This is a genomic window from Acidaminobacterium chupaoyuni (assembly GCF_047936785.1).
Taxonomy (GTDB): Bacteria; Bacillota; Clostridia; order Oscillospirales; family Butyricicoccaceae; genus Acidaminobacterium; species Acidaminobacterium chupaoyuni.
This window is the reverse complement of sequence record NZ_CP176394.1, coordinates 1282595-1299997: the sequence shown is the minus strand read 5'-3', so window position 1 is coordinate 1299997 and position 17403 is coordinate 1282595. Positions and strand designations below refer to the sequence as shown.

Genomic DNA, 17403 nt, shown 5'->3' with positions numbered 1-17403 from the left:
TCATCGCTCCCTTTCCGATTCCAGCACAGCGGCAGAAAGCGCTGCATAGAGCATTTGCGGCTCTATCGGTTTGGCCAAATGGCCGTTCATCCCCGCTTCAAAACACTTTTTGATATCACCCACAAAAGCATCCGCCGTCATGGCCAAAATCGGCACATTTTTTGCATCTGCCCTGCTCAGGGAGCGGATGGCCCTTGCCGCTTCGAAACCATTCATCACCGGCATACGAATATCCATCAGCACCGCATCATAAAACCCTTCCGGTTTTTCCGAAAACAGTTCCACGGCTTCGCGGCCGTTTTGGGCAAGATCCGTGACCATGTCCTTTTCTTCCAACAGTGCGCGGGCGATTTCCTGGTTCAGCGGGTGATCTTCGCAAAGCAAGACCCGTTTCCCCGCCAAAACCGCTTCTTCCGGTTTGCCCGACAGATCTTCGGTTGCGGCAGTGTTTGGAACGCCGCAGGCGGCCACTCGATCCGCTTCAAGTTCCACCACGAAAGTAGATCCTTTTCCGATCTCGCTTTCAAAACTGATCGTTCCGTTCATGGCTTCCACCAGTTTTTTCGTAATGGCAAGCCCCAGACCGGAACCGCGCGACAGCGAATTATCATCGCGCCCTTCCTGCGTAAACGGATCGAACAGAACATTTTTGAAATTCTGTGAAATACCCACCCCATTATCCGTGATCTTTATATGGATCGCCATTTTGTTTTCAGGCAAAAGCCACTCTTCGATGCGGCATAATATTTCTCCCCCCTGCGGTGAATATTTGACCGCGTTGGAAAGCAGATTGAACAGGATCTGATTGGTGCGCAGCGGATCGAGCAAGGGAACATATTCTTCAAGAACATGAAATTCTCTTTTTAATGTTTGCTTTTTTTCACGGCAAAGCGGCGCGATGACCGCATCCAAATAGGCGGTAAACGCTTCGCAGGCATATGGCTCAAGATGCAGATCGATTTTTCCGCTTTCCGCCTTTGACATATCCAAAACATCATTGATCAGCCCCAGCAGAAATTTTGAAGAAGTATCGATCTTTTGAAGATAATCCGCGATTTTCGGTGCGGGATGTTCTTGGCGGGCCAAATAAGTCATGCCGATGATGCCGTTGAGCGGTGTTCTCATGTCGTGGCTGATGCGCGAAATAAAATCGGATTTGGCGGCGCTTGCCGCATTGGCCGCAAGCCGCAGGGCCGATTCTTCTTCCACGCGTTTTTCCAGCTGCCCTCTCAGCGAAACCTCTTTGGTCACATCGTGATAGGTCGCATAGTAAATGTTATATTCTTCACCGATCTCCCAAAGCAGCAGATCCTCGGCAATCCAGCAGTAGCTGCCGTCACGGCGGCGCAGGTGATAAGGTTCCACCGAAAATTCGCGCTCTTTGCGGCAGTTCCAAATTGCTTGTCTCACACGCTCGCGATCTTCCGGGTGGATGGAGGAAAGCGCATCAAAAAAAATCGGTTCCAAATCGCTTCCCTTTGCATCCCGCGCATGCTGGGGGCTGTTTTCTTCATATCCCATAATACGCAGCATCTGGCGGTTCACAGAATCCGTCAGAATTTTTCGATCAGCGGTCAGCCTCAGTTCGGCCACCCCCGCTTTGATGGAATTCATCAGTTCATTGATATGCCTGGTTTCTTCTTTTGCCATGTTCAGCTTTTTCTGCTGGCGCAGATAAGCCTCTGTCACATCTCTTGACAGCAGCAAAATCATGTTCTGTTCTTCATTCAAATAATAGTATTGCAGTTTATGTGCGCGCAGCAGCGCAAGATCTTCACTGAAATGCTCGATGATATTCACTTCATAGCAGTTATTTTGAGCAAGCCCCTGCTGTATGGAAGCCAGTGCTGTTTTTTCCAGATAATTTTCCCCGTCTCCGGTCAAAACGCAGCGTTTGGCAAAGGATTCGCGTGATCCATCATAATCATCAAGCTGACCTTTTTTGACCGAAAGTTTGTGATATTCCGGCGGCAAATGCTCATGGTTAATAAAGAAGCACATACAAAATCATCATATGAAGCCGCCCTGCTATTCCGAAAATATGACGGAGGACTTCACGATGAACAAGTACATATCCTGCAAATTCAACATGGACACGGGCAGCGTTGAGCTGCGCTACGACGATGGGATGCTGATTTCCATTGACTGCACGGCAATTGAGAATGAGATTTCCGACAACCATTTTCAGCGGTCAGAGCTGGATTACCTGATTTATAATGACCCGCTGGCCTATGCGGAGCTTATGCTAAACGGTGACGTTGAGGCTTATCTAAAGGCCGTGACCGTCTACAAGCCATACGAAAACTAAATCCAACGAGAGATAGCGCAACAGGCAGCGACAGTCAATGGTCGAGTCGAGATAAACGGCGCATATGCGCCGCCATTGACAGCTGCAGCCAGTTTTGCTTTTGGGTAGACAAGGCGGTCAAGCCCAAATTGCGCTTGACCGCCTATCAAAACGTTTTCTTTTTATTGTTGCGTGACCTCTCCATCGGTATATGTCTGTATCATCTCGTATAACAAGGCAAAACGTTTCGCTGGCAAAGAACAATACCAGGAGGATGTAACTTGCGGTTGTCCCATTTCATCAATTTCAGCTGTTTCCACCGAAATCATCGGTGTATCACGATAGATATAATCAAGTGATAGCTGCTTTTCAACATCAAAAAAACCAATCGTATATTTTGCAGCGCTGTTCTTAAAAACAAAGTAAGCATCGCTCTGTTCGCCTAAAATGATATCTGATGAAATTATAGGTCTAAATGGTGTTACCGCTGTGCATAGAGAAACCACAGTCTCTTTAAAGGTGTCATCTGCCACAGTGCGCAGTTCAGTTACTTTAGCGCAGGTAACATTATTCACAAATAATTCACAGGTAAGTAATTCCGATTCAGACAATAACTCGTCCCGTTGTGGTGGCGCTTTTTGACACGCCGAAAATAAAAACGGTAGGAGGCAAATCACAGCAACTGCAGTTAATGGCCGCAAAAATCGAAACATCGTCTGTCTCATCAATTTGCCACTGCCAGAAATCCAGACATAGTATATTGAGTAGAACTTCCGCTTGGAACATAGTAGAAATCGCCGTCTGTTGCGACGGAACTTGCTGCATAACTCCCGGTCACAGGATCCATATAGGAGATGATTCCAACTTGCGAGATATTCTGGTAAACATAGTATCCGCGCAACACCACAGCATGTCCACTACCACCGCTATACGAACAAGAGACGAAGAAAGGGCTTTCGTTGAAATATATCTCGGTTCTCAATTGGTACCAGTTAAAACTCCCGTCCCAATACCATGTTAAAGAAAAACCATAATCCTCTAAAACAATAGCAGATGTGTAGATATTGGCCCCGAGGTACTTAGTTATACCAGAAAACTCGTATACATCATCAATGGTTGTAGTTGTCCCATAATATCCTCTAATGGAGGCTATGCACGCTGCCCAACATTGTAAAGAACCGGATGCTTGCTGGATACCAGGAACCGAGAGATAATATTGATTGTCAAAAGAACGCGTTGTTTGACTACGTTCTGAAGCATCAACATTCACGGAAAGTGGACGCTCTGAATTAAGTTGCGCTGTAGCCAACACAAAGGTACCGGTATATTTCTCACAGCTAACTCTCCCAGTAATGGTATCAGGAGAAATAGCGACTTGCACAAGGCCAATGCCATCAGTGTAGATATAAGCAGCATTGCAATCAAAAAGTAATGCGATTTCTGTGCTGATGTTAGTATCCCCTGCATATGCGTTTGCATACTCAGTTGAAACCTGAACATTCATCTGGCCGACAGAATCAAAACTGACAATAGATGTTGCTACCCAAGTATCATCGCTCATGATCGGAAAATAAAATATATCGGTTTCCGAAGCTATGCCATCGTCAGTTATGATATAGGCGGGAATTTTTTCTCCCATGTATAGCGAAGTAAAATCAATACCGGCTAAGCCGTACAGTGATTTCTCTGGTTCAATGAACTCTAAAACATCACTTGTCAACGCTAAGACCTGTTCTTCAAAAGCTACTTGTGAGGATAACGCTGTATCTGCAGCAAATGCAGGAACTGAAATCGAAAAAGCTAGTGCGACGACTAAACAAAGACAAATTATTTTCTTATTCATTGGGAACCCCTTTCTAAGCCGTTAAGTTAAATAGACTTGCGCATTTAACAAGAAAGCGCACAAGCAGACTACTATCAGTCTGGCTTATGCGCCCATGTGAATGATTTTGATTTGTCCTCTCCACAACTGCGGACTGCACCAAAATCGTGTTCGCCATAAACCATACTGTTTAGCATTAGAACGACACATGATGTTACCTCCAATCGTATCAATAGTCAAATAGCTTATACTATCCGCAAGTTTAGTGTAGCACATTAATTTTGAAATTTCAAGGTGGGTAAAAGTTTTTTGAGAAATCATCATGAGATAGCCCATCCAGTCGCGCCCGTCAACGGTCAAGATGAACGGCGCATAAATGCGCCGCCGTTGACAACCTCGCCTGTCCGCGCTGACGGGTAATCAAGGGGAGCGACAGCATTAAATGCTATCGCCCCCCTTTTACTATGGGAACGAAAACCAAATAACGCCGAGGCATGAGCCGCAGAGATTTTTTGAAAATCCTGCGGCTTTTTTTGCGCCCGTTTGGAAATTGAGGGTGTCCGTACCGTAGTAGTGGTGAAAAGAATAATGTTCCGCGCAGTTGGCATTTCCGCTTTTCCGTCGTGGAGGGTGACAAAGAAAAAAGTTCGCCGGATATTTGGCATTATTCAAAATGCGGTGTTGTAGGGAGTAAGCCGGGAAATCTGCTTTTTGGGGTTTAGCCACGCAAGAGGCGGCCAAAACGCCCTTTGAAATTTGTAGTATGGATAGAAACGAAAAGCACGAAACGCCGGACGGAGGCAGAGCATGAGCAGGTAGAGCAAGATTCTACCATGGTGCCATATTTCGCAGTTCTGCTCAATCTGTCCCTCACGGAATCTTGTTGGGGAGTGCCTTCCCCAAACCCTGCTCTACCGGCGCAAGCGCCGTACCTCGGCTGCGTCGGTTCAAAATATTTTGATGTTTTTTAAATTTCTTTCGTCGTTTGGATGTAAAAACAGCGTTTTCGCTGGCTACTACTTGAGAGGCAAATTTATTGCAAACCAAAAACAGTAAATAGGGTTTCCCCGGTTCATCCGAACCGCTGTCCTTGCTACGAAAACTGAATATCATTCATCAGGTACATTCCCGACATCAACAACCTGATATGAACGGAGGCACTTATGCGACAGAAATACAACACCCCACACCGAACCCATATCGTCAAAACTCGGCTCGATGACGATGAGTACGAACTGTTTCAAAAGCAATGTGCGGCTTACGGCATCAGTCAAGCCGAAATGATACGGCAGTCTCTGACCAGGCTGCAAATCAAGCCCGTCATTCATGTTTCCGTCGTGGACGATAAAATGCTTGCCGCCATTGGGGATCTTACCGCCGCCTACGGGAAGATCGGCGGCAACCTCAATCAGATTGCCCGCTTTCTGAACGAGTGCGGCGCGCCTTACAACGCCCTGTCCAGCGAGGTCAGAGCCGCCAAATCTCTTTTTCTCTCCAGCATGAGCCATGATCTGCGCACCCCTCTCAACGGCATCCTCGGTTTCGCCAAGCTGGCCGCCGAAGAAAGCGACCCGCTTCTCAAACAGGATTATCTCACCAAGATCCGCTCTTCGGGCGATCTTCTTTTAAGCCTGGTCAACGATACACTGGAGCTTTCACGGATCGAAAGCGGCAAAATGACTTTAGATGCCAAAGCGATCGACAGCCACGAACTGATAGAAACCGTGATCGCCGCCGTAAAGCCCTCTGCCGATCAGAAAAACATCCGTCTGCTGACCGATTTTTCGGCCTTTCCTTTTGGATGGGTCTGTGTCGATCGTTCAAAGGTGCAAAAGATCCTGCTGAATCTGCTTTCCAACGCCGTGAAATATACCCCTGCCGGCGGAACCGTATCATTTTCTGTTTCTCTCAGCGAACCTTCTCAGGGCCCCTGCAATGGGCATATCGTAATCGAAGACACCGGCATCGGCATGAGCGAAGAATTTCTTTCCCGGCTTTATGAGCCTTTCACCCAGGAACATCGTATGGGCCCCGATGCCGCCGACGGAACAGGCCTCGGGCTTTCCATTGTGAAAAAAACCGTAGATTTTCTGGGCGGCTCGATCTGTGTTGACAGCAAAATCAATCTTGGCACCCGTTTCACGGTGGATCTTCCCATGCCGCCGGCGGATGGCATCGATCCTACCAGCGCGCAAAGCGAACAAGACGCCGTTGTGTTGCAGGGAAAGCGCGTCTTGCTTTGTGAAGATAATCAAATCAACACCGAGATCGCCGTTCTTCTTTTGAAAAAGCACGGCATCCTCACAGATTGCGCGCCAAACGGCAAAGCGGGGTTTGAGCTTTATGCTTCAGCGCCCGCCGGCACCTATGACGCCGTGCTTCTGGATATCCGCATGCCGGTGATGGATGGTTATGACACCGCCCGGGCCATCCGCAGTTTCCCGCGGGAGGACGCCGCCTCGATCCCCATTATCGCCATGACAGCCGACGCCTTTGAAAACGATGTGAAAAAATGCTCCGAGGCCGGCATGAACGACCATATCCCCAAGCCCATCGACCCCGCCCTGCTGGAGCAGGCGCTGAAAAAAGCCTTTGCCAAGCCCCCTCAAGCCTGATTTCCCCCAGTTTGCTTTTGCGTTTTATCATAAATTATTTGACATCCCGTTCTTTATACGGAATGATCTCATCACATAAAGACGGCCGCAGAGGAGATCGATTATGGAAAAAGAAAAACAAGTGATTTTGATCGTGGAAGACCAGCTCATCAACCGCGAAATCTTGAAGGGCATCCTGCAGGCGGAATATCGCGTCGTTGAAGCCGAAAACGGCGCTGCCGCGCTTGATCAGCTGAACATTCACCATAATATTTCCGCAATTCTTCTCGACATTATGATGCCGGTGATGGATGGTTATGAAATGCTGCGCCGCCTTCGCGATTCATCTTTTTCTTCCATCCCCACCATTGTGATGACCGGCGAAAAAGATGAAAGCTCCGAGCAGAAGGCGCTGGATCTGGGGGCCTGGGATTTTGTTTCAAAGCCTTATCAGCCCGCCACACTGATGACACGCCTGAAAAATGTTATCGTGCGCAGCCAGTTCTATCTGCTCAGCGAAATGAGGCAGCTTTATGAGCGCGACCCGCTGACAGGGCTTTTCAACCGCTCGCATTTTTTTGAAGAAACCAGAAAACTGCTCAGCCAGAACCCTTCTGTGACCTTCGCTTTGGTGAGGATGGATGTTGACCGTTTTCAAAGCTATAACGCTTTTTGGGGTGAAGAAGAAGGCGACAAGCTGCTGCGGTATATGGCGGAAGAATTGAAAAACGCTATCCAAACCGAGCGGCCGCACACCTATGCCCGCATCAACGCCGATGTTTTCTGTTTCTGTGTGCCCTATCACCCCGAACGCATCCAAAAGCTGGCGGATGACGCATATCGGCGGCTGGCGGTCTATAACCCCGAATTCCGCATTGTCCCCTCTTTCGGTGTGTATGTGATCGAAAACCGTGATGACAGCATCCAGAAAATGTATGAGCTGGTCACCCTCGCCGCAAAATCCCGCAAGGGCAGCTATCTGACTTATCTCAGCTATTATAAGCCCGAAATGAGCCAGAAGGTTTTACAAAACCAATGGGTGGTCAACGAGATGCAGAACGCCCTGAACACACGGCAGTTCGAAGTCTATCTCCAGCCCAAATATAACTTAAAAACAGAACACCCTTATGGCGCAGAAGCGCTGATCCGCTGGCGTCATCCCGAAAAAGGCATGCTTTCGCCGGGCCTTTTTATCCCCGTGTTCGAGCAAAACGGTTTCATCGGCAAAATCGATTATTATGTGTGGGAAAGTGTTTGCCGCCTGCTGAAAAGCTGGCTGGATCAAGGCATGGATCCCGGCCCGATCTCTGTCAATGTTTCCCGCGTGAACATGTATAATTCCAATCTGGTGGCCTCGCTGATCCAGCTGGTGAAACGATATCAGGTCCCTCCCCAGCTGCTGCAGCTTGAAATCACCGAAAGCGCCTATATGGAAAACCCTTCGGTGATGGAAAAGATCATCGAAGAACTTCACGAAGCCGGATTTGTGATTTTAATGGATGATTTTGGCAGCGGTTATTCTTCTTTGAACACCTTGAAAGATATCCATGTCGATATTTTGAAAGTGGATATGAAGTTTCTTTCCGGCGGGGCGGAACCTTCACGCGGGCGAAGCATTCTTGCTTCGGCCATCCGCATGGCAGGCTGGCTGAACACCCCCGTTATCATGGAAGGGGTCGAAACCGCCGAGCAGGTCTCTTTTTTGAAAAGCATCGGCTGTAGTTATGCACAGGGTTATTTTTATGCCCGCCCCATGCCGATTTCCGAATATGAAGCGCTGATGGGCCGCACCCAACAGATCCCCACGGCCCCACGCTCTGAAAACCTGCAGGCTATCAGTGAGATCCTGTGGTCCTCCTCGCCCGGCTGTGAATTGCTGCTTGACAGCATGGAAACCCCCGCGGCGATTTATCAAGTGGAAAACAAGCATATCCAGATCCTGCGCGTGAACGCTGTTTTTTATACCATGTTTGCCGCCCACTTCGATCATTCAAAAAGCCTTGAACTCTCACAGCAGAAGAATCTGCCCAAAGAATCTCTGGAGGTCATTCAAAACGCTTTTCAAGAGGTGCTCAAAACCAAGCATCCCGTCTGCTGTTTTTTCCCGCTTTCCGATTCTCAGGGCCATTTGCTGAATATCCGAATGTCGCTGCGCTATTGGGGGCTCAACCAAACCGCCAGCATCATTTTTGCACAATATTTCACCCAAGATTGATTTTGCATCAGCAAATGGTTTTCCTATTTCGAAGGGGCCGCCAACGGCTGTTTCTATGGCACAGCTGCTATTTCTGCCGTTTGGCATTCTTTGAAAGCCCTCTCTGCATTTTCGCTGTATACTGTTTAAAAACGATAAAAAATAAAAGACCCCTAGGGGTCTTTCATTTTTGTGTTCACTTTTTCGCGCGGCTCTTCAGAGCGTTTGCGCGGAGATCTGCCGAGTTATTTTTTCAGCGCGGCCAGAGTATCCAGCGCCACCTGCGCATACATGGCCGATGAAGTCACCAGCGCGTCTTCTTCCGCCGTGTAATAATCGCTGTGCAGAGGATGTTCACCACCCACGCCATAAAGGAAGAATGCGCCCGGCGCGGCCTGCATATATTCCGAAAAATCTTCCGCGATCATCTGCTTGCCTTCCTGCATGACCAGCGAAGGTTCTGCAACGATCTTTTTTGCGGCGTTCAAGCAAAGTTCGGTCATTTTTTCTTCATTGACCACCGGCTTGACCAGCTTTTCATAGATCACTTCGGCTTCGGCGCGGTAAGCCTGCGCCGTCAGCTTTGCAACACGCTCCATCGCGCCCGGAATGCGATCGTGGATCGCCGGATCAAAACTGCGCACGGTGCCTTCTAAAACCGCCTCGCCCGAAATGATGTTGAAACGGCTGCCGCTGTGAAGCTGCCCCACCGTCACCACCAGGCTGTCTAAAGAACTGACCTCGCGGCTGACCAGGGGCTGTAAATTCATCACCAAAGCGGCGGCGGCCACCGTGGCATCCACCGTCACCTCGGGGGTCGCGCCGTGACCGGCCTTGCCTTTTATGATAATCTTGAAATGATCTGCCGCCGAAAAAACCGGGCCTGCGCCGCCCGCAATGGCGCCGCAGGGCATCTGGGGCATGTTATGCATGCCGAAAACGGTGTCTGCATTCTCCATGGCGCCCTGCTCCATCATGGTTTTGGCGCCCATGCCCACTTCTTCGCCCGGCTGGAAAATCAGGCGCACAACGCCGCAGAACTGAGATTTCATCTCATTCAAAATACGGGCGGCGCCCAACAGCCCCGCCATATGGCCGTCATGGCCGCAGGCATGCATGATGCCCTCGTTTTGGCTGGCAAAGGGCAGCCCTGTTTTTTCGGCAATGGTCAGCGCATCCATATCCGCCCGCAGCGCCACTGTGCCGCCGCCTGTCTGCCCGCAGATCTCGGCCACAAGCCCCGTGGGCTTCGTCAGGCGGAACGGAATGCCCATTTTTTTCAGTTCTTCCGCAATAGCCGCCGTTGTGTGTGTTTCCTGCATGCTCACTTCGGGATTGCTGTGAAAAAAGCGACGCATCTTCACCATATAGTCTTTTTGCTGTTCGGCCGCGGCCCGCACCTGATGTTCCATCATTTCATACCTTCATTCTTTATAGTCTGAAAATAAAAGAAAACGGCATCATAAAGATGCCGTTTGATCCAATGTTTTAGTCTTCAATATTGAACTTCTTCTTGAAGCGATCTACGCGTCCGCCTGTATCTACCAGCTTCTGCTTGCCGGTAAAGAAGGGATGGCAATTGCTGCAGATTTCAACATGGATGTTTTCTTTTGTAGAACCTGTTTCGATCACATTGCCGCAGGCACATTTGATCTGGGTTCTTTTGTAATTGGGATGGATACCCTCTTTCACTTCTTCTCACCTCGCATCAGCTTCTTACAAACACAAATTATAATATCATGTTGACCCTATAATTGCAAGTGTTTTTTACATTTTTCCGAAAAGAGGTTTTTGCCCCTGCTTTTCGGCATATCGCTTGATTATTATAACAAAAAAAATTGACTTTTTCCAGAAAAGCCTGCATAATTTATATGTTTGTAACAAATGCTTTTGCACTTTCGACTATAATAGAAAAGCATAAGCATAAATTTTATAACAAGGATGGTATTTCAATGGGTAAAGGATCAAGAGCCCGCCATGAGCGCGAAGAAGCAGAAGCGCTGCTGAACCCGGGCACAAACAAAAAACCTCATTTAGTGCGCAACATTATTTTAACGGTGATCGGTGTATTGCTGGCGGCTCTCGTGCTGTTCGGCGTTCTTTATTCCACCGGAACCATTCAGCGCTATATGACCGCCATGCAGGTGGGCGACCAGAAGATCAACACAATTGAATACAGCTATTATTACTCGCAGATCCGCCAAAATTATCTGAACCAATATGGCAGCTATCTTTCTCAGATGGGCATGGATACCACCAATATCGATTCCCAGAAATATTCCGATAAGCTGACCTTTGGCGAAATGTTCCGCAAACAGACGGAAAGCCAGCTGAGCGATACCTACGCGCTTTACAGCGAAGCCATGAAAAAGAACTATAAAATGAGCGACGATGCGCAGGCCAAGCTGAAAACCACTTTGGGCAACCTGAAAACCAGCGCCGAAGAACAAAAAACCACGGAACTTGCCCTGCTGCGCAGTGTGGTTTCGGCCCCCATCACCGTGAAGGATTATAACGCCATCCTCACCCGCGCCGCGCTGGCCAGCGATTATTATAACAGCGAGATCGCCAAAGACAGTTATACCGATGAAGAACTGAAAAGCTATTATAACGAAAACACCGATCAGTTCGATTCTGTCAACTACCGCCTCTTCCAGGTCTTCTTTGAAAGCAGCGACGACAAAGATGCCACCGCCAAAAACAAAGAAGCTGCAAAAGCCAAGGCAGACGCTATGCTGGCCGAGATCACCGATGAAAAATCGTTTATCGCCGCCGCAAAGAAATATGCCACCGATGACGAAAAAGCCAAAAACACTTATGCCGAAGATGCTTCCACTTTAAAGACCGCCAGCGATCTTTCCACCGCTTCAGGCACCGTTGCCGATTGGTATAAAGACCCCGCCCGCAAACCCGGCGACAAGGCCGTTTTGGAAATCGACACCAACTATACCGTCATCTATTTCGTTGACCGTTATCTGGATGATTACAAGACCGTGAATGTTCGTCACATCCTGCTGAAAAGCGACACCACCAACGACGCCGAGATCAAAACCAAAGCCGAAGCGCTTTTGCAGAAATGGAAAGACGGCGAAGCCACCGAAGATTCCTTTGCCAAGCTGGCAACCGAAAACACCGAAGACACCGGCTCGGCGGCAAACGGCGGCTTATATGAAAACATCTATAAAGGCCAGATGGATACCGCTTTCAACGACTGGTGCTTCAACACCGCCCACAAAGCCGGCGACACAGGCATCGTGAAAACCTCTTACGGCTATCATCTGATGTATTTTTCCGGCGAAGGCGAAGTTTATTGGAAGAGCAAAGCCGAAAGCAGCCTGAAAACCAAAGATTACTCCGATTATGTTGACGGCCTGCTGAAAAAAGCAACCGTAAAAACGCATTCCTATGCGGTGGATATTGCGATCTGATCCATCGTTTATCAAAAAACGGATGCCCCAAAGTGGGGCATCCGTTTTTGTTTTTATTTTTAAATCGCACGCCGCTATTTTGCCGGTTCATCAAAAGTCGGGCATTGCATCTGGCGATCGCAAGGCTCTTTCTCCACCAGCGCTGCCTGGGGTTCTTCTGCATCGACACAGCCTTTCGCTTCATAAAACAGCTGCGATTCCCGGGCGGAATGGGCCGAAATATAAAGCAGAGGGATCTGCCGGTGGCGGCATTCACAGCGGGCCAATTCAAACAGACGGCTGCCAATTCCCTTGCCGCGCAGTTCCCGCGACACATGCAGATGAGAAAGCTGCAAATATTGTTTGCGGCTGCCGAAAGCCTCTCCTTCCACCGAAGCGAGACCTTTCACATGGCCTTCCCAAAAGGCCGCCCACACAACGCCGTGATTCTTTAAAGTTTCGCGAAGCTGGCGGATCACCCGCTGTTTGTCGCCTTCCTCCCATCCATCGGTGAAGGAAACATCGCAAAGTTTCCAAACGCCGTTTTCTCTGCGCAGGCATTGCCGAACGACCTGTGTTCGATCAAATTCTTTCAGAAAATCTTCTTTCAGCTCATCAATGGTTATTCTTCGAAAGACCGCCGTCATATTTTTACACCTCAATCTTCTCAAAAGCCGCGATGAATTCAATGATATATTGCGTCACCGCCTGTAACATTTCTTTGCCCCATTTCGCGGTGGCATCCTGCGGATCATCCGGCCCGAACCAGCCCGAAGGCGTTACCGATTGAAAATGGCGCTGCACAGTGACGGTGGCCCCTTTGAACTGAACCGTCCGTGTGCCGTTCACTTTCATTTCGGGCGAGATCTCCACCGGGGTCAGCGGCATATAGTCTTCCATATGCACCCATTCGGGGTTGATCGCCAAAATTGCGGCGGTTTCTTCGCCGCCGCCGTGGCCGCCTTTCCATTTGGGGTTCAGTTCGCCCGCCAGCTGCCACCAGTTCAGCAAAGCCGAAAGGCATCCCTTGTTTTCCAGTTCGAGGCCCACATCTAAAATAGCGGGGTCATTCCCGCCGTGACCATTCAAAAAGATAAATTTTCGCACACCATATTCATAAAGGGAATCGGTAATTTTCTGAAGCACCAGATGCAGCCCCTCATATCCCAGAGAAATCGTGCCCGCAAACCCCTTGTGATGATCTGCTATGCCATAAGGCACCGCGGGAACGATCAATGTTTCCAGCTGTTCCTGAATGCTTTCCGTGATATGCGATGGGATCAAAAAATCCGTTCCCAAAACCAGATGGGAACCGTGATTCTCGATGCTTCCAATGGGGATGATCGCCGTATCGTGAGTTTTAAAAAAGTTTTCGGCCTGCTTCCATGTCATTTGTTCCAAACGCATTTTATTTTTCCCCCTTCTTTTCTTGCTTTCATTCTATGATATTTTATTTCAGAAGTAAACCTGTCAGAAATCTACAAAATGCAAGAGTGATTTTAGCTACTTCTTCTAAAGTGTATCGTAAAGGTTGTAAACATTTTTAGTTTATGCTATGATGATGGTATATTTGAGGCTGCCGGTCTCAGCTGTTTTTTTATTCAATCGACCGAAGAAAAAATCAAAAGAAGGGTGTTCAAAATGCTGTTAAAACAACTCACGGAAGTATATGACCTCTTAGACGCCAGCGATGCCAGCGGCGAAAAAGTTGCTGCTTATCTGCGCAGGATCAAAGCCGACGCCAATATCGAAATTCAGGTGCTCAGCGGCGCAAAGGGTTCCACCGATATGGTCAAAGTGCGCATCCCCGGCAAAAACGGCAAATCCGGCGGCGGCACCGCCCCCACCATCGGCCTGCTGGGCCGTTTGGGCGGCTTGGGCGCGCGCCCCGAAATGCTGGGCTTCGTTTCCGATGGCGACGGTGCGCTGGTGGCCATGACCTTGGCCGCCAAGCTTTTGGATATGCAGACAAAGGGCGATTATCTGGAAGGCGATGTGTTTATTTCCACCCATATCTGCCCCGATGCCCCCACACAGCCTCACAAGCCTGTTCCGTTCATGGGTTCTCCCCTGGATATGGCTCAGGTCAATCAGGCCGAAGTCACCCCCGAATTAGACGCCATTCTGGTGGTTGACACCACCAAGGGCAACCGCATCATCAACACACGCGGCTTTGCGATTTCGCCCACAGTGAAAGAAGGCTATATTCTGAAGGTCAGCGATGATGTGATGGATATTATGCAAACCACAACAGGCAAAATGCCCTATGTTTTCGCGCTTTCTCAGCAGGATATCACGCCCTATGGCAATGATGTTTATCACCTCAACAGCATTCTTCAGCCCGCCACCGCAACCAACGCGCCCGTGATCGGCGTTGCCATCACCACCGAAACCGCCGTTGCCGGCTGCGCCACAGGCGCCACTCATTTTGTGGATTGTGAAGAAGCTGCACGCTTCATGCTGGAAGTCGCAAAATACTATACCAAAGGCGACTGCCATTTCTATGATGAAGCGGAATTTGCGCGTTTGCAGAAGCTTTATGGCAAAATGAATCATTTCCAGACAAAAGGCAACGAATAAATTAAAAGCCGCTTTTCGCCTTTTTCGGCGGATAGCGGCTTTTTAAGGAGGTTTTTTCCTTGATCAAAATTGGCGCCGTTACCGTGGGGCAGGCCCCCCGCGTGGATGTGACCGCGGACATTTTATCTTTGTTCGGGGATGCGCAGCTTTTGGAAAAAGGCGGGCTGGATGGCCTGACGCGTGAAGAAATCAGCGCCTTTGCCCCCGCCGAAGGCGACTATGTTCTGGTTTCGCGCTTAACGGATGGTTCATCGGTGACTTTTGCCGAAAAATATGTTCTGCCGCGCCTTCAGGCCGCCATTGATCAGCTGGAAGCCGAGGGCTGCCGCCTGATCATGTTCTTTTGCACAGGGGATTTTCCCGACACCTTCCATTCCAAAGTTCCGCTGATTTTTCCCAACCGCATTTTGCAGGGCCTTGTTCCCGCGCTGACCACCACAGGCAGCATTGCGGTGATCACCCCTTCCGCTCTTCAGCTGAACCAAAGCCGCGAAAAATGGCAAAAATATGTGCGCCGGGCCACCCCCATCGCCGCTTCCCCCTATGGCGATTTCAGCGTCATCGAAAACGCCGCCAAAGAGGTTTGCAAAATCGATTGTGATCTGGTGGTTCTCGATTGTATCGGCTATACAGCCGCCATGAAACGGTATTTCAGCGAAATCACCGGGAAAAATGTTGTGTTATCGCGCACTCTTCTGGCCCGCGTTGTTTCGGAACTGATCGGCTGATCCCCTGTTTCCTCCTCGATGGTATTATTTTATAGGCATGACCCGCCCAAACGGATCATGCCTTTTTTCTATTCTTCCTGCGCTTCGCGGGTGATATCGTTGATCCACGCCTTCGAGCGGAAACGATGAAGCCCCAGCGCCATTTTCACGCATTCTTCTAAAACGCAGGGCAGCAGCACCACCTGGATGGGCATTTTCAGCCACAGCCCCAGCAGAGCCGACACCGGCAGATTGGCCAGCCACAGCGCCGAAATATCCACCAGCATGGCAACGCGCGTATCGCCGCCGCCGCGAAGCACCCCCACCACGCAGGTGGTGTTGAACTGGGCGGGGATGGAACGCATGGCATAAAACACGATGATGCCCGCCGCGATGACTTTGGTGGCTTGCGGCAGGCTGAACCAGGGCGTTACGAATTTGGCCGCCGCCAAAAGCCCCAGGCAGGAAATCACGCCGCTGAAAGCCGAAATGGCAAGAAGGGTTTTCGCCGTGTGATAAACCTCTTCACGGCCGCTTTTTCCTTCGCCCAGCTGTGTGCCGATGATCACGGCCGCAGCCCCCGCCACACCGAACGAGAAGACATTGGCGATGCTTTCGATATTTCTCGAAACCGTAACGGCCGCCAGAATATCGGTGCCCATTCTGCCATAAATGGCGGGCAGCAGCGATGTGCCAAGCCCCCACAAAGTTTCATTCAGCACCACCGGCGTCGCATAACGGATAAAATCGGCTGTCAGTTGTTTGCCCGGGTGAAGGGCTTCTTTCAAATCAAGATGAAAGCGCTTGTTGAACCTGCAATAAAAAATAGTGATGATGAGTTCCACGATTCGCGCCAGAACGGTCGCCACCGCCGCGCCTTCCATGCCCATTTTTGGCGCGCCCAAATGGCCGAAAATAAAGACCCAGTTTAAAAAAGTGTTGACCACCATGGCTGAACTGTAAATATACAGCCCCAGTTTGGCGTTGCCCATGCTGCGGTGGGCGCCCACATAGACCTGGGTGAAAATATTGATGGGATAAGCCAGCGCCACCACACGCATATAGCGCTTGCCCAGTTCAATGGCAATGGGGTCATTGGTGAAAATGCGGACCAAAAAGCCCGGCGCCGCCATGGCCACCACCGAAAACACGGTAACAATGGAAAAAGCGGCAAAAAAAGAAAGCCCGATCACGCGGCTGACGGTTTTCATATCTTTTTTGCCGTAATATTGGCTGATCAGCACGCTGGCGCCGCTTTGAAAACCAAAGACCATCAGCATGATCACAAAAAAAGAAGAATTCACCACAGAGGCACCCGCGATCTCGTTTTGCCCCACCATGCCCAGCATCATGGTATCAGCCAGCGAAAGCGAAAAGTTGATCAAGTTTTGCAGGGCAATGGGCAAGGCAATCGTCAGCATGTTCCTGTAAAATCCTTTGGGCTGCGCAAGCAATTTTTGCATAAACGGCTCCTTTTTTGTGATTTTGTTATATAATGTATTTTATGATAGGAAAAATCATACACCTTCTAAGGCATCTCATTCTTTCCGCAGCGGGCTGCGCCCGCCGGCGCTTCGCGCCCCTTTGCTTCGCAATGTGCTGCGTTCATTATAGCATGAAGAATAATAAGAGAACCTTTTTAAAGGTCATGCTGAAATTTCCGCAGCGGGCTGCGCCCGCCGGCCCTTCGCGCCCTTTTGCTTCGCAATGTGCTGCGTTCATTATAGCATGAAGAATAATAAGAGAACCTTTTTAAAGGTCATGCTGAAATTTCCGCAGCGGGCTGCGCCCGCCGGCCCTTCGCGCCCTTTT

General features: G+C 49.6%; 14 protein-coding genes. 6 read left to right on the top strand and 8 right to left on the bottom strand.

Translation table 11 applies throughout. The features are described 5' to 3' along the window. Positions 1-2001 carry an ATP-binding protein gene (locus ACJA3I_RS06150; RefSeq protein WP_458861734.1) on the bottom strand — a complete coding sequence of 667 codons (2001 nt, stop codon included), beginning with the start codon at positions 1999-2001 and terminating at the stop codon, positions 1-3. Positions 2002-2059: 58 nt separating this feature from the next. Between ACJA3I_RS06150 and ACJA3I_RS06145 the strand changes: the two genes are divergently transcribed. Beyond that, the gene (locus tag ACJA3I_RS06145) at positions 2060-2308 is read left to right on the top strand and encodes a DUF6061 family protein (RefSeq protein WP_458861733.1); all 249 of its coding nucleotides are present in this window, start codon (positions 2060-2062) and stop codon (positions 2306-2308) included. 161 nt (positions 2309-2469) lie between these two features. On the opposite strand, the gene ACJA3I_RS06140 is transcribed toward ACJA3I_RS06145, so the two are convergent. Then, positions 2470-3012 carry a hypothetical protein gene (locus ACJA3I_RS06140; protein ID WP_458861732.1) on the bottom strand — a complete coding sequence of 181 codons (543 nt, stop codon included), beginning with the start codon at positions 3010-3012 and terminating at the stop codon, positions 2470-2472. After that, positions 3012-4130: a papain-like cysteine protease family protein gene (locus ACJA3I_RS06135; protein WP_458861731.1), complete on the bottom strand. Its 1119-nt coding sequence runs from the start codon at positions 4128-4130 to the stop codon at positions 3012-3014. The genes ACJA3I_RS06140 and ACJA3I_RS06135 overlap by 1 nt, the downstream gene beginning before the upstream one ends. Before the next feature lie 1142 nt (positions 4131-5272). On the opposite strand from ACJA3I_RS06135, the gene ACJA3I_RS06130 reads away from it, so the two are divergent. Together ACJA3I_RS06130 and ACJA3I_RS06125 are read left to right on the top strand one after the other, a co-directional pair. Continuing rightward, on the top strand, positions 5273-6724 hold the full coding sequence (locus tag ACJA3I_RS06130; protein ID WP_458861730.1) for an ATP-binding protein: 1452 nt from the start codon (positions 5273-5275) through the stop codon (positions 6722-6724). 103 nt (positions 6725-6827) lie between these two features. Then, positions 6828-8918, top strand: coding sequence for a putative bifunctional diguanylate cyclase/phosphodiesterase (locus ACJA3I_RS06125; protein ID WP_458861729.1), 2091 nt, complete (start codon positions 6828-6830; stop codon positions 8916-8918). Positions 8919-9142: 224 nt separating this feature from the next. Here ACJA3I_RS06125 and ACJA3I_RS06120 read toward each other — a convergent pair whose 3' ends face one another. Further along, entirely contained in the window at positions 9143-10312 is a 1170-nt protein-coding gene (locus ACJA3I_RS06120) for an amidohydrolase (protein ID WP_458861728.1), read from the bottom strand. A 73-nt stretch (positions 10313-10385) separates the two neighbouring features. Next, the gene (rpmE, locus tag ACJA3I_RS06115) at positions 10386-10589 is read right to left on the bottom strand and encodes a 50S ribosomal protein L31 (protein ID WP_458861727.1); all 204 of its coding nucleotides are present in this window, start codon (positions 10587-10589) and stop codon (positions 10386-10388) included. A gap of 260 nt (positions 10590-10849) precedes the next feature. On the opposite strand from rpmE, the gene ACJA3I_RS06110 reads away from it, so the two are divergent. Then, positions 10850-12325 carry a peptidylprolyl isomerase gene (locus tag ACJA3I_RS06110; protein WP_458861726.1) on the top strand — a complete coding sequence of 492 codons (1476 nt, stop codon included), beginning with the start codon at positions 10850-10852 and terminating at the stop codon, positions 12323-12325. A 74-nt stretch (positions 12326-12399) separates the two neighbouring features. Here the strand turns inward: ACJA3I_RS06110 and ACJA3I_RS06105 are convergent, their stop codons facing one another. Together ACJA3I_RS06105 and ACJA3I_RS06100 are read right to left on the bottom strand one after the other, a co-directional pair. Continuing rightward, positions 12400-12951 carry a GNAT family N-acetyltransferase gene (locus tag ACJA3I_RS06105; RefSeq protein WP_458861725.1) on the bottom strand — a complete coding sequence of 184 codons (552 nt, stop codon included), beginning with the start codon at positions 12949-12951 and terminating at the stop codon, positions 12400-12402. 4 nt (positions 12952-12955) lie between these two features. Continuing rightward, the gene (locus ACJA3I_RS06100) at positions 12956-13711 is read right to left on the bottom strand and encodes a creatininase family protein (protein WP_458861724.1); all 756 of its coding nucleotides are present in this window, start codon (positions 13709-13711) and stop codon (positions 12956-12958) included. A gap of 234 nt (positions 13712-13945) precedes the next feature. Between ACJA3I_RS06100 and ACJA3I_RS06095 the strand changes: the two genes are divergently transcribed. Together ACJA3I_RS06095 and ACJA3I_RS06090 are read left to right on the top strand one after the other, a co-directional pair. After that, complete coding sequence (locus tag ACJA3I_RS06095) at positions 13946-14884, top strand: DUF1177 domain-containing protein (RefSeq protein ID WP_458861723.1); 939 nt, start codon at positions 13946-13948, stop codon at positions 14882-14884. Between the two features lie 59 nt (positions 14885-14943). Further along, the gene (locus ACJA3I_RS06090; RefSeq protein ID WP_458861722.1) at positions 14944-15612 is read left to right on the top strand and encodes an AroM family protein; all 669 of its coding nucleotides are present in this window, start codon (positions 14944-14946) and stop codon (positions 15610-15612) included. 68 nt (positions 15613-15680) lie between these two features. Here ACJA3I_RS06090 and ACJA3I_RS06085 read toward each other — a convergent pair whose 3' ends face one another. After that, complete coding sequence (locus ACJA3I_RS06085) at positions 15681-17054, bottom strand: MATE family efflux transporter (RefSeq protein ID WP_458861721.1); 1374 nt, start codon at positions 17052-17054, stop codon at positions 15681-15683. Between the last annotated feature and the right edge of the window lie 349 nt (positions 17055-17403).

Bases quoted from the DNA above. Each gene is read 5' to 3' on its own strand.
- ACJA3I_RS06150 (WP_458861734.1), bottom strand. From the start codon at position 2,001: ATGTGCTTCTTTATTAACCATGAGCATTTGCCGCCGGAATATCACAAA.
- ACJA3I_RS06145 (WP_458861733.1), top strand. From the start codon at position 2,060: ATGAACAAGTACATATCCTGCAAATTCAACATGGACACGGGCAGCGTT.
- ACJA3I_RS06140 (WP_458861732.1), bottom strand. From the start codon at position 3,012: ATGAGACAGACGATGTTTCGATTTTTGCGGCCATTAACTGCAGTTGCT.
- ACJA3I_RS06135 (WP_458861731.1), bottom strand. From the start codon at position 4,130: ATGAATAAGAAAATAATTTGTCTTTGTTTAGTCGTCGCACTAGCTTTT.
- ACJA3I_RS06130 (WP_458861730.1), top strand. From the start codon at position 5,273: ATGCGACAGAAATACAACACCCCACACCGAACCCATATCGTCAAAACT.
- ACJA3I_RS06125 (WP_458861729.1), top strand. From the start codon at position 6,828: ATGGAAAAAGAAAAACAAGTGATTTTGATCGTGGAAGACCAGCTCATC.
- ACJA3I_RS06120 (WP_458861728.1), bottom strand. From the start codon at position 10,312: ATGATGGAACATCAGGTGCGGGCCGCGGCCGAACAGCAAAAAGACTAT.
- ACJA3I_RS06110 (WP_458861726.1), top strand. From the start codon at position 10,850: ATGGGTAAAGGATCAAGAGCCCGCCATGAGCGCGAAGAAGCAGAAGCG.
- ACJA3I_RS06105 (WP_458861725.1), bottom strand. From the start codon at position 12,951: ATGACGGCGGTCTTTCGAAGAATAACCATTGATGAGCTGAAAGAAGAT.
- ACJA3I_RS06100 (WP_458861724.1), bottom strand. From the start codon at position 13,711: ATGCGTTTGGAACAAATGACATGGAAGCAGGCCGAAAACTTTTTTAAA.
- ACJA3I_RS06095 (WP_458861723.1), top strand. From the start codon at position 13,946: ATGCTGTTAAAACAACTCACGGAAGTATATGACCTCTTAGACGCCAGC.
- ACJA3I_RS06085 (WP_458861721.1), bottom strand. From the start codon at position 17,054: ATGCAAAAATTGCTTGCGCAGCCCAAAGGATTTTACAGGAACATGCTG.